Origin of the sequence: Cloacibacterium sp. TD35, assembly GCF_028864635.1 — a bacterium.
Taxonomy (GTDB): Bacteria; Bacteroidota; Bacteroidia; order Flavobacteriales; family Weeksellaceae; genus Cloacibacterium.
This window is the reverse complement of the sequence record NZ_CP104850.1, coordinates 1822565-1835733: the sequence shown is the minus strand read 5'-3', so window position 1 is coordinate 1835733 and position 13169 is coordinate 1822565. Positions and strand designations below refer to the sequence as shown.

Genomic DNA, 13169 nt, shown 5'->3' with positions numbered 1-13169 from the left:
ACAGTTCTTCTGTGGTTTTTCTTTATTTCTTTTCCAAAAGTTGTTGATAGCAGTCATTAACTTTAAAATTTAACAATGAAGAAAAACTTAATCTTCGCAGGAATGCTTTTTGTGACGGGAATTTCACAATTAAAAGCTCAAGAAAAAGAAGAAAAATTAATTCCAGAAGTAACCATCGCTGCAAAAGCTAAGCAGCAGCTTCACAAAACAGGTAAAAATGTTCAACTCATTACTTCTAAAGATTTAGAAAAATTCAAAGGACAAAATGCAGCAGAAATCCTTAATCAAGTATCTGGTTATCAAATCACTGGAAATTTCAACAACGGTTCTGAACCGAAATCTCTAAAAATAAGAGGTGGGAAATTAGCCAATGTTTTGATTTTAGTAGATGGAATTCCGTTAAAAGATGTTACCGGAAATGATTATACCGCTACAGACCTTAGACTTTTTGCTTCAGAAAACATAGAATCTATAGAAATTCTGAATGGAGCATCTTCGGTTTTATATGGTTCTAATGCTACCGTTTCTGTGATTAACATTAAAACTAAAAAATCTTCGCAACAAGCTTTAGAAGGAAGAATTGGAGCAAGAATTGGCAGTTTCGGAACTTTTGGACAAAATATTAGTGCTCAAGGAAAAATCAATCAATGGAATTATCAATTCTCTGGTTCTAATGAAAAATCAGACGGAATTTCGGCAGCTCTTGGAGAAAATTTCGATAAAGATGGTTTTGAAAAGCAAAATGCAAATGCTACTGTTGGTTACAGCACTCAAAATTTCAATGTAAATGTAAACGCTGGTTATCAACATCATTATTATGATTTTGACAATGGTGCTTTTGAAGATGGAAAATACAAAGGCAATGACACGCAAAAATTTAGCGGAGTCAATGCTCAATATTCATACGACAAAGGAAGTATCACGTTCAATTCTAGAATTTCTGCCAATGAAAGAATCGTGAGAAATCTCAACAATAACAAATATCAAGACCAATACAGCTATCAAGGTCAAAATATTTTTGCAGAATTGTACAATCAAACTCAATTTTCTGAGCATATTAATTTAGTAGCGGGAATTCAGTATGAAACTCAGAATTTAGGTTCTAAATCTTTACCTTGGGGCGGAACTTCTATGCAAAATGTAATGACTCTAGGCGAAACAGAAATTCGTAATTTTGATGTTTTTGCCAATGCAAATTTAGAATATCAAATTTTTCATTTGGATTTAGGAGTTCGATTAAACAATCATTCTAAATATGATAATCACTTTGTTTACAGCGTAAATCCATTTATTTTAACGGATTTAGACGATAACTTCTTAAAAATAGGCTATTCTTATGCTACGGCATTTATCGCGCCTACTCTATATCAATCTTACGGTTCACTGCCTTATGTTTTACCAAATTTTGATTTAAAACCAGAAACCAATGCTTCGCATGAATTGGATTTCAGTTTTGGAAAGAAAGACAGAACTTTTGTGGTGAATGCAAGTATTTTCAGTAGAAAAGAAAAAGATGTTTTCGTGTATAATATTGTAGATTTTAATACTTATGCTGGGAAATTCTTAAACGTAGAAAGCAATAAAGTAAAGGGTGTAGAACTAGGAGTTCAATATCATTTCAATGAAAAAGTAAATATAGGAGGTAATTTCTCTTTCGCTGAAAAAGACAATCCTGCAACAAGATTACGCTCACCGAAACAAAGAGCAAATGCTTTTTTAGAAATTTTACCACTTAAAAATAATAGAATCAACATTTCTTATCAATATACGTCAAAAAGAAATGATGCGTACTTTGATTCAACCAATTACAGTACAAAAAATGTAGAATTAGACGCGTTTCATTTATTTAACCTCAATATCAATCAGAAAATCACTAAATCTCTAGATACTTATTTAAACGTAGGAAACGTATTGAATAACAGTTACACAGACGTCATCGGTTTTACTACAAAACCTAGGAATATAACTTTAGGAGTAGAATATAAATTTTAAAGATTAATTTTTATTATTCCACTTGTGTTTCGAGCTTCAGCAATTTATTTGCTGAAGTTTTTTTATGAATTTTTATCAGAATCTAATTTGATGGTATGTTCAGAACTTGCTTCAGGTAAGTTTTCGATATCTTGATGATATTCTTCTATTTCGTGTTTCATTTCATCTGCCAAAATTTTCTCTATTCTGAGTTTTCTAATGGCAAGGTTTAATTCATTACCCAAAAGAAGCAAAATCACATTTAAATTCACCCAAACCATCAATAAAATAAACGAACCAATTGAGCCATATAAAACATTATATTTAGCAAAATCACTCACATAAACTGCAAAGAAGTATGTAGTTATCACAAATACAATAGTGGTAAAGAAAGCCCCTGGAAGCGCTTGTCTGAATCTGATAATCTTAGCAGTTCCTACCCAATAAAATAACGCCAACAATAGAAAATAAAACAATGGAAAAGAAACAAAACCAATGATTTTCGATAAATTATCTACAAACCAAGAAATATCATAAGCTGGTGTAAAAAGCTTAAGAACCACCTCAGAATAATACACTCCGAAAAGCGCTAAAAAGATAATCGCAATAAAACCTATGGTAATGAAAAAAGACAAAATATACTCATAAACATCTGAGCGTTTTTCTTCTGTATAATCATTAAATCCATCAATTAAGGAAAAAGTTCCGTTGGTTGCAAAAATCAAAGCAAAAATAATGGTAAAATTACTGATGCTCTTCATATTCGGAACAATACTTTTGGTAATATAATTCGTCACATCTGCATGCATGTGCGCAGGAAAAACATTATGCATCAATACTTCAAAAATATAAAACTGAAGCTTATCATAATGCGGTAAATAAGGTAAAATGGAAAGCAAAAACAATAAAAACGGAAATAAACTTAAAAAGAAACTCCACGAAATGGCAGAAGCTTTCGCGATTAAACGGTTTTTAAAAACTCCTCTTACATAAATATCAAACATTTCCCAGAGAGAAATGCCTAACATGGGCAAATGTATGCCATCTAAAAAACGATGAATTTTTCTAAGGAAAGTAGGAAGTTTCAAAATCGTTATTTTATATTTGTACAAAGATAAGGAATGAAAATTAATTTACTCTGCATAGGAAAAACGGATGATAAAGAAATTAAAAATCTCATCAATTACTATCTTACAAGACTTCCTAGACATTGGAATTTTGAAATTACAGAAATTCCAGATGTTAAAAATGCCAGAAATCTCACACCTGATTTACTTAAAAAAGAAGAAGCCAAATTATTCCTCAATATTATAGAAAATACAGATTTGGTAGTGCTTTTAGACGAAAAAGGAAAACAATTTACCAGCAGAGAATTTGCGCAAAAATTAGATTCTTATCAAAACAATTCTATCAAAAAAATCTGTTTTTTAGTTGGCGGAGCTTATGGTTTTTCGGAAGAAATGTATCAAAGAGCCCAAGAAAAAATATCCATTTCTAAAATGACTTTTACGCATCAAATGATTAGATTATTCTTTGTAGAACAGATTTACCGGGCAGACCAAATCCTACAAGGAAAACCATATCATAATGACTAATGAGTTATGAGTCTTGAGTAAAAACTTCTGATTTCCTGATTACTTTTTTTGCTAAAGTCCCAAAGAATAAAGCCAATAAAATTCCCATGATGGCGCCTACAATAATATCTCCAGGAAAATGCATCCCAAGATATACTCTACTGTATGCAACTACAGCTGCCCAAACATATAGAAAATAAGGCAATTGTTTTATTTTTTTGCCTAAAAGAATGGTAAGATAAGTAGCTACAAAAAAAGAATTAGAAGAGTGTGCAGAATAAAACCCGAACTTACCACCGCATTTTACTTCTCTCAACAAACCTTCTAATGATGGGTCATGGCAAGGTCTTAATCGCTCAAATCCAAATTTAAAAATATTGGCGATTTGGTCAGAAGCAGTAATTCCTAATGCTACAAAAAGCAATATGTAGAACAATGATTTTTTATTGAAATTTTTATAAAGAAAATATAAAAAAATAACATAAAGCGGAATCCAGAACCACTTTTCAGAGACTAAAATCCAAAAAGGATCAAAAGTAGAACTTCCTAAATTATTTAGGAAAATCATGGCTTGTTTGTCTTCTAGAATAATTTCTTCCATTATCTTGAAACTGGGCCTTGATATTCGTCGCTTAATTTATTGATTTCTTCTTTAGACTCTTGAATTAATTCATCAGAAGATTGACCTTCGATTTGTTTTCTTAAATCTAATTCTTGTTTTATTTTTTCGGTAGGATCGTATTCTTGAGCCGCTTTTTTTACTTTTTCTATTTCACGCTTTATTTCCGAGACTGGGTTATCTGTTTCCTTCATGATTTCCGATTTTACATCTTCCATCGCATCTTTCATTTTACGCACTCCTTGTCCTAATCCTCTTGCAATTTCAGGGATTTTATTAGGTCCAAATAAAACGACGATTACCAAAGCAATCATCAGCATTTCTCCAAAACTTAGTTCCATTCTGCAAATTTAAATTATTAATTAATAACTATTTACTTTTTTCTGTGAAAAACATAATAAACAAAATAAGCACTCACTGCCATCAATGCAAATCCTAAGAAAAAGGGCACTCCAGAAAACTGAAATGGAGGTTTTAATTCTAAGGTTAAAAGTTTAATTTTAGCATCTGGATGAGTGAAAAAATAGAAAATTTGAGTCATCAATAATGGTCCGATAATAGACGTAATACTGATTACACTTGTTAAAGCTCCTTGTAAATCTCCCTGTTCTTTCGGTGAAACTTTAGAGGAGATGACTGACTGTAAAGCTGGCCCTGCAATTCCACCAAGACAATAAATGGCTAGAATAGCGTACATCATCCATTCTTTTTGAGCGAATGCAAAAAGCAACATTCCAGTACAGTAAAACATAATCCCGTATAAAATACTTCTTTCACTACCCAATTTAGGATGAACCTTTCTAATTAAAAAACCTTGAACAAATGCAGTAAAAGCTCCCATTACTCCTAGAGAAATCCCTACAGTTTTTTCGTCCCAGGCAAATTTGTACATCGTAAAGTATGCCCAATTGGTTTGTACCGCATGGCTTGCCAAATACACCAAAAACCAAGCAATGAAAAGTTTAAAAATTTCGGGATGTGTTCTTACTTTTAATAATGAACCCACAGGATTGGCTTTTTTCCATTCAAAAGGTCTTCTGTGCTCTTTTCCTAAACTTTCTGGCAATATAAAGTATCCGTAAGCGAAATTCACCAAACATAAAACAGCGGCTGCATAAAATGGAACTCTAGAACCGAATTGCCCTAATAATCCACCAATTACAGGCCCAATGATAAATCCCAATCCAAAAGCTGCACCTATCATTCCAAAGTTTTTAGAACGATTGCTATCATCTGAAATATCTGCAATATATGCTGAAGCAGTAGTAACACTTGCTCCCGTAATTCCAGAAAAAATACGACCTACAAAAAGCCAAAAAATAGTAGGCGCCCAAGCTTGAATAAAAAAGTTAATAGAAAATCCTAAAAGTGAAAATAAAATCACAGGTCTTCTACCATATTTGTCACTCAAATTACCCAAAACTGGCGCAAAAAGAAATTGCATGAAAGCATATAGAAAACTCAGCCAACCTCCGTATTTAGAAGCTTCGCTTACATCTCCATTAATCAATTCTTCTATTAATTTAGGAACTACTGGGATTACAATTCCCCACCCTGTAATATCAATAATTAAGGTGAGAAATATAAACCAAATGGCAGCTGTCTTATTTGAATTTTTCATACAGAAAGCGAAGATACATCTTTTTCGATTTTCTAGAAATTTTTTAACTTTTATATATCTATTTATCTCATAAAAAAAGCGCTCTTTCGAGCGCTTCTTATTATTTTTCTGTAGTTGTTCTTTCGTGTGGAGCTTCTTCTTTTCCTGTTTTTAAGAAATCGTATGCAATTGCTGATGCAATGAATACGGAAGAATAAGTTCCGAAGAAAATACCTAAGAATAATGCGAACATAAATCCTTTTAGGTTATCTCCTCCGAAGAAGAAAATAGCCATAATTACTAATAATACAGTAATAGAGGTGTTGAAAGTTCTACCTAGTGTACTAGAAATAGAGTCATCAAACAATCCTGCTAGAGTAAGAGATTTTTTCTCTCTCAAGTATTCTCTAATTCTGTCGAATACAATTACGGTATCATTTATCGAGTAACCGAGGACTGTAAGAATCGCAGCGATAAAGTCTTGGTTAATCTCCATGTTGAATGGCATGATATTTTTAAAGAATGAGAATACCCCAAGAATGATAATCGCATCGTGAGCTAAAGCTGCTACAGCACCTAATGAGAATTGCCATTTATTAAATCTAAATAAGATATAAATGAAGATTCCTAATAATGATGCTAATACTGCATAAGTACCACCTGTTTTAATATCATCTGCTACCGTAGGTCCTACTTTAGAAGAAGAAACAATTCCTAATTCTGAACCGTGTGCATCTTTGAAATCTGCTAATGTAGTATTAGGAGATAAGAAAGGTTTTAGACCTTCGTATAATTTTTTCTCAATATCTTGGTCAGCTTCGATTGATTCATCATCAATTTTATAGTCAGTTGTAATTTTCAATTGGTCTGCATTACCAAAAGTTTTAACATCTACCGCTTGAGATTCTCCATTTAAAACAAATACTTTAGCAAGAGATTCATGAGCTTTAGTAGCTTCTACATCTTTATCAAATCTTACTACATAGCTTCTACCACCTTTGAAGTCTACCCCAGTTTTGAAACCATAGTTGAAAATTGAGAATAAACTCGCAACAGTAAGAATTGTAGAAACGATGTAAGAATATTTTCTTTTACCGATAAAATCAATCCAGATATTTCTGAACCAGTTTTTAGTAATTGGAGTCCATACAGAAAGTCCTTTTCCTTTATTTAATCTTTGGAAAATCATTACTCTAGATAACAATACAGAAGTAAAGAAAGTCATGATAAGACCAATACCTGTAGTTACTGCGAAACCTTTAATAGGTCCTGTACCGAAGATAAATAAAACCAATGCTGTTAATAACGAAGTAAGGTGACCATCTACAATAGCATTTAATGCATGTTTGAAACCGTCTGTATATGCTTGCTTAATAGATTTACCAGCGAATAATTCTTCCTTAGTTCTTTCGTAGATGATTACGTTTGTATCTACCGCAATTGCCATGGTTAATACAATACCTGCAATACCAGGAAGGGTAAGCGTAGCATTGATAGAGTCCATAATTCCGAAAAGGTAGAATAGGTTAAATATCATTGCTATAATCGCATAAACACCAGCACCACCGTAGTAGAAAATGATATATGCTACAATAATTAAGAATGCAATAAAGAAAGACCAAAGTCCTGCAGAAATAGATTCTTGACCAAGAGAAGGTCCTACTACATCAGCCTGAACTACTTTAGCAGAAGCTGGTAATTTACCTGCACTTAATACGTCTGTAAGGTCTTTAGCTTCTTCTTGAGTAAAACTTCCCGAAATCTGAGATCTACCAGAAGGAATTGGCTCATTTACATTTGGAGCAGTGTAAACAATATTATCTAAAGTTACTGCAACTGGTTTTCCTACGTTTTTCTCTGTAAGTGTTTTCCAGTCTCTAGTACCTTCAGTATCCATTTGCATGTCTACTACAATTCTACCAAGATTATCATAGTTAATTCTAGCAGTTTCTACAGCACCATCTACTGGAGCTTTCTGGTTGATATTTCCTCTGATAGCATAAAGTACTAAATTATCTGGATCTGCAGCATCTGGCTTGTAACCCCACATAAATTTAGTAAATTTAAGATTTGCTGGTCTTAGTTTTATTGCAATTTCGCTATTTAGAATTTTGTTCATTGCAGCTGTATCAGATAACTTAATATTACCAATACCAGCTTGTCTTAGGGTATTCAGCTGAAGCATGTTGATTAAATTAGTGTTTTTAGCAACACCAAGAGAATCTGCTTTTGCTGGAACAATTTTAGAAAGCGTTTCTAGATAAGGAGCAACTTCATTGATTTGTTGTACTTCCCAGAACTGCAATTTAGCAGAAGTAGAAAGCATTTTTTTCACTTTGTCTTTATCTTTAATACCTGGCATTTCTACCGCAATTCTACCAGTTCCTGGAACACGCTGTACGTTTGGTTGTACCGCTCCCATTTTATCAATTCTGGTTCTAATTACTTCGAATGCAGTTCCTACAGAAGCATCAATTTTATTTCTAATAATAGATTTTACTTGCTCATCTGTAGTATTGAATTTAATTTGACCACTTAATTTTTGAGTTCCAAAAACTTCTGGGCTAGCCAATTTAAGACCAGCTTTTTTCTCTTGATTAACTAAGTCAAACTGAGTGAAAAAATCTTCAATATAAGGTTTTGTAGACTGTTTCTGAACTTTGTCAGCTCTGTCTAGCGCTTCTATAACGATAGGATTAGTAGAATAATTGGTTAAATCATTTACTAAATCTCTTTGGTTAATTTCTAATAGAACGTTAATACCACCTTTTAAGTCCAAACCAAGCTTCATTTCTTTCTGCTTAGCTTCAGGATAGTTCAGTTGAGTGAATCCTAAATGGATGGTATCTTTAGAAAGACGTGCAATTTCTTTATTATATTTTGCTTCGTCTTCACCAGCAATAGCTTTGGCTTCGTTTTCTATTTTACTTGCATACCAAGTTGGTAACAACTCGTTGATACAAATAAGCCCAAGAACAATCGCTACAATCGTAATAAGTCCTTTTCCTTGCATTGTTTATAGTTTACAACATTTAAAATTATAGTCGGCAAATATAATGATTATCAGTTGAAATAAAAATTTTGTTTACATGATTTTTGAAGATATTTCACAGAATTAAGGTAATAAAGCGACAAAGGAATCCCAAATTCACAAAAAATTTGTGAATTTGAAAACAAAAAAGACGCAATGATTTGCGTCTTTTCAATATATTTTAATGGATTTCACAGATTAAACCGTCATCGAAAACAATCTGGTTTCTGGCATTTTTCTCATCATTCTTAAGTCAAAAGCCATGGCAACATTTCTGGTAAAAACTCTTCCTTTTTCAGTAATTTTCACGGTATTTCCTGAAATTTCCACCAATCCATCTTCTTGCATTTCTTCTAATTTTTTCAATGCTTCAGGTAATTCATCAAAAGAATTTTCGGATGTAAAAGTGGTTTCTAACTGACACATTAAATTGAGAATATGTCTTCTTAATTTTAAATCTTCTTCGTTTAAAATATGACCTTTCACCACAGGAATAATTCCCTCTTCTACTCTTTTTTGATATTCTTCTACTGATTTTTCGTTTTGAGCAAAAGCATACCAAGAATCCGAAATCGCAGACATTCCTAAACCTACCATCAATTGAGTATTACTTGAAGTATACCCCATGAAATTTCGGTGTAATTTTTTATGAATTAAAGATTGGTATAAATCATCTTTTTCGAGTGAAAAATGGTCCATTCCTACCTCTATATAACCCAATTCTTCTAACAATTTTTTGCCATTTTCGTAGAGTTTTCGTTTTTCTTCGCCACTTGGCAAATCATTTTCGTCAAAACCACGTTGACCAACACCTTTAATCCACGGAACGTGAGCATAAGAATAAAACGCTAGTCTATCTGGTTTTAATTCCAAAGTCTTTCTGATGGTAAACTCCATTGCATCCCAAGTCTGGTGCGGCAATCCAAAAACCAAATCGTGAGAAACACTTTTATAACCAATTTCTCTAGCCCATTCTGTAACGTTTTTCACATTTTCGAAAGGCTGAATTCTATTGATGGCTTTCTGAACTTTTGCATCATAATCTTGCACTCCGAAACTACATCTTCTGAAACCTAAATCATACAAAGTTTGCAAATGTACTTTTGTAGTATTATTCGGGTGACCTTCAAAAGAAAATTCAGGATTTTCGGCAATTTCTACGGTGCTAAAAATTCCTTCTAATAAAATTCTCAAATTCTCTGGTGAAAAAAAAGTAGGAGTTCCACCGCCCAAATGCAATTCTTTAAGTTTTGGTTTTTCTTCAAAAAGATTAAGATAAAGATTCCATTCTTTTAAAACACTTTCTAAATAAGGTGTTTCTACAGAATGCTGCTTGGTAATACGTTTATGACAAGCACAAAAAGTACACAATTGCTCACAAAAAGGAAGGTGAATATAAATAGAAATTCCTTCTTGAGCATTACTCTCGTTGAAAGACTGAATAACAGTTTTTTGCCATTGCTCAGAATTAAAACCATCATTGTCCCAGTAAGGAACGGTAGGATAAGAAGTATATCTAGGTCCCGGAATATTATATTTATCGATTAAAGAATTCATTTCTGTAATTTTAAATTTAAGACTGCAAAAATAGGGATTTTATTTGCCACTGTTTGTAGGAATTTTGATAGAAATTTTTAATCTTTAAATTCCGCTTTTAAAATTCTATTTTTCCCGGCAAAAACGAGGCTATTTTCATCTATCCATTCGCAAACGTAAAGATTTTTTTCTTGAGAAATGGTTTTCCAAGTTTTTCCATAATCGCTAGAAAATTCTATATTCTGGTCTCCCACCGCAATGATGTCTTTGCCTTTAGATTTCGGACGAATTTTCACACAAGTTTTATAGCCTCCATTTTTTCCAGAAGCTTGAATTTGCCATGTTTCGCCACCGTCTGAAGTCGTTGCAATGTTATTGACATTATCTGATTGCTGGGTATAATCACCGCCTACCGCAATCCCGAATTTTTCGTCATAGAAATCTATAGAATAAATTCCTGTAGAAGATTTCCCGTTGACAAAAGGTGTATTATAAACATTCCAAAAATAAGGTTTATCCCAATTGAATTTAAAAATTCTGGAAACGGTTCCTCCTGTTGCTATCCAAACGGTATTTCCTTTCATTTCAATATTGGTATTGCTCGCTGCAAAATGTGCTTCTCCCTCTTGATATTTCGGCATAATACCGCCTTCGTTTTTAAAATTTTTACTGGAAATAATTCTAAAATGAGGTCTTCCTTCTTTTCTTGGGTCACTAATTGCTAATCCTCTTCCTTTTTCATCAAACATAAAAGCATCATAAAATGCAGTTTTAATGGTATCTGTATAGACTTCTTCTGCTGTAAAAGTGTTTTTGGATATTTTATAAAAAGTAGCAGGACTTTCGATATTTACAGTATAAAATAAATCTTTAGTCTGTGCAAGAGTTCTGAATTGAAGATTCGCATCTGACAATTTCATTTGCTTTCTAATTGTCGGCTCTTTTAAATGAATGTATCCAAATTTAGAATCTGTGGCGGCATAATACACTTTGTTTTGCCATATTTGAATTGCTCTTACACTCATGTTGTAATGATCTGCCAAAGCCGTAAATGATAAACTTTGAGCCACTACAAAGACATGAACCAATAAACAAAAGGTGAATATTAATTTTTTCATTTCTACTTTTTTACAAAAATAAAAAATCCCACTATACAGTGGGATTTAATTTTTAATCTTTATTATCGATATCTATTTCTATTTCTTCTAAAGGCTCTTGTTCTGCTTTGAAAGTTTCACCGAAACCACCATTTTGAAGTTTAGAATTTTTTCTACTGTATAAGAAGTAAATCACAAAACCTAATAGTAACCAAACAGCTGAATAAGTTTGCGCTTCTATACTTAAATTAATAATTAAATAGATATTAATTAAAATTCCTAAAGTAGCAATTAATGGAAGTGCTGGAACTCTAAAATTTCTTTGAAGATTAGGTTGTTTTACTCTCAATACCCAAACCGCAACACAAACCATTGTAAATGCGAATAACGTTCCGAAACTTGTCATATGTGCTAAATCATTAATAGGTGTAAAAGAAGCAACCACTGATATAATACCACCTAAAATCATTAAATTTTTACTTGGAACACCTGTTTCTGCATTTACTTTAGAGAAAGTTTTAGGAATTAAACCGTCTTTAGACATTCCTAAGAAAATTCTAGACTGCCCCATAATCATTACCATCAATACAGAAATAAGACCTACTGTAGCAGCTATTGTAATAATGTATCCTGCCCAAGCTTGACCAGCAATATCAAACGCATAAGCTACTGGAGCTTTAATCGCATCTGGATATTTACCTAGTGGATTGAAATCTGTATAATGCATCATTCCCGTTAAAACCAATGAAACTAAAATGTACAATAAAGTACAGATTAATAAAGAAGCAATAATTGCAAATGGTACATCTTTTTTAGGATTAATAGCTTCACCAGCTTGTGTAGAAACCGCATCAAAACCTACGTAAGCAAAGAAAATTGCAGAAGCACCCGCAATAATTCCGGCATAACCATAAGCACTGTGCGAAACTCCGTTTTCAGTAATTACAGTTGGTTCTGGAATGAAAGGCGTCCAGTTAACTGGATCAATAAAAAATGCTCCTGCTACAATTACGAAAATAATGGCAGCTACTTTCAGCATTACAATAAAATTATTAGCTTTTGCAGCACCTTTGGTTCCTCTCAATAAGATAGAAATAACTACTAGAACAATGAAAAACGCAGGTAAATTCATAGAAAAACCTGAGTTTCCTGCTGCTAAATATGTTTGAGGATCGGTAGTTAACCAAGCTGGAAGATGCAAGCCAAACATTTTGAGTAATTTTCCAAAATACCCTGACCAAGAAACCGCTACAGTCATAGAACCCATTGCATATTCTAATATCAATCCCCATCCAATAATCCATGCAAAAATCTCTCCTACTGTTCCATAAGCATACGCATAAGCAGATCCTTCTACGGGTAGAATTGATGCAAATTCTGCGTAACACAGTGCTGCAAATACACAAGCAATTCCAGCAATTACGAAAGAAAGTGCAAGAGCTGGACCTGCATTATAATAAGCACCAGTTCCTGTCAACACAAAAATACCACCACCAATAATGGCTCCAATTCCTATGGCTGTTAAACTCCATTTCCCGAGAACTCTTTTCAGCTGACTCTTTTTGATGTCTGCCTCATAAGCTTCCATCGGCTTTTTAATCCAAATATTCGACATATTAAATCAATTTTTTACATTTTAGAATTCACGAAAATATAAATTTTTTAGAAGTATTAAGAACTTTTATTCAATTTTTTAACAGAGATGGTAGATTTCCGTAAATAATAGTATTGAAAGATTATC

The 13169-nt window shown here is 32.8% G+C and carries 10 protein-coding genes; 2 read left to right on the top strand and 8 right to left on the bottom strand.

Going from position 1 to position 13169, the window contains the following annotated elements; all coding sequences use genetic code 11:
* Nucleotides 1-75 precede the first annotated feature (75 nt).
* Complete coding sequence (locus tag N7277_RS08410) at nucleotides 76-1992, top strand: TonB-dependent receptor (protein WP_274779120.1); 1917 nt, start codon at nucleotides 76-78, stop codon at nucleotides 1990-1992.
* A gap of 62 nt (nucleotides 1993-2054) precedes the next feature.
* Here N7277_RS08410 and N7277_RS08405 read toward each other — a convergent pair whose 3' ends face one another.
* Nucleotides 2055-2999: a YihY/virulence factor BrkB family protein gene (locus N7277_RS08405; protein WP_274780821.1), complete on the bottom strand. Its 945-nt coding sequence runs from the start codon at nucleotides 2997-2999 to the stop codon at nucleotides 2055-2057.
* A 93-nt stretch (nucleotides 3000-3092) separates the two neighbouring features.
* Here N7277_RS08405 and rlmH point away from each other — a divergent pair, with 93 nt between their 5' ends.
* Nucleotides 3093-3566: a 23S rRNA (pseudouridine(1915)-N(3))-methyltransferase RlmH gene (gene rlmH / locus N7277_RS08400; protein ID WP_274779119.1), complete on the top strand. Its 474-nt coding sequence runs from the start codon at nucleotides 3093-3095 to the stop codon at nucleotides 3564-3566.
* A gap of 4 nt (nucleotides 3567-3570) precedes the next feature.
* On the opposite strand, the gene N7277_RS08395 is transcribed toward rlmH, so the two are convergent.
* The 7 genes from N7277_RS08395 to N7277_RS08365 all read right to left on the bottom strand — a co-directional run bounded on the left by N7277_RS08395 (nucleotide 3571) and on the right by N7277_RS08365 (nucleotide 13043).
* The gene (locus tag N7277_RS08395) at nucleotides 3571-4146 is read right to left on the bottom strand and encodes a phosphatase PAP2 family protein (RefSeq protein WP_274779118.1); all 576 of its coding nucleotides are present in this window, start codon (nucleotides 4144-4146) and stop codon (nucleotides 3571-3573) included.
* Entirely contained in the window at nucleotides 4146-4505 is a 360-nt protein-coding gene (locus N7277_RS08390; RefSeq protein WP_274779117.1) for a Sec-independent protein translocase subunit TatA/TatB, read from the bottom strand. Before N7277_RS08390 ends, N7277_RS08395 begins: the two co-directional genes overlap by 1 nt.
* Nucleotides 4506-4537: 32 nt before the next feature.
* Nucleotides 4538-5785: a TCR/Tet family MFS transporter gene (locus N7277_RS08385; RefSeq protein WP_274779116.1), complete on the bottom strand. Its 1248-nt coding sequence runs from the start codon at nucleotides 5783-5785 to the stop codon at nucleotides 4538-4540.
* A gap of 100 nt (nucleotides 5786-5885) precedes the next feature.
* Complete coding sequence (gene secD, locus N7277_RS08380; protein ID WP_274779115.1) at nucleotides 5886-8777, bottom strand: protein translocase subunit SecD; 2892 nt, start codon at nucleotides 8775-8777, stop codon at nucleotides 5886-5888.
* Between the two features lie 216 nt (nucleotides 8778-8993).
* Nucleotides 8994-10352: an oxygen-independent coproporphyrinogen III oxidase gene (gene hemN, locus N7277_RS08375; protein WP_274779114.1), complete on the bottom strand. Its 1359-nt coding sequence runs from the start codon at nucleotides 10350-10352 to the stop codon at nucleotides 8994-8996.
* A 77-nt stretch (nucleotides 10353-10429) separates the two neighbouring features.
* A complete protein-coding gene (locus tag N7277_RS08370; protein ID WP_274779113.1) occupies nucleotides 10430-11449 on the bottom strand; it encodes a WD40/YVTN/BNR-like repeat-containing protein in 1020 nt (339 codons plus the stop codon).
* Nucleotides 11450-11501: 52 nt separating this feature from the next.
* Nucleotides 11502-13043 carry an APC family permease gene (locus N7277_RS08365; protein WP_274779112.1) on the bottom strand — a complete coding sequence of 514 codons (1542 nt, stop codon included), beginning with the start codon at nucleotides 13041-13043 and terminating at the stop codon, nucleotides 11502-11504.
* Nucleotides 13044-13169 lie beyond the last annotated feature (126 nt).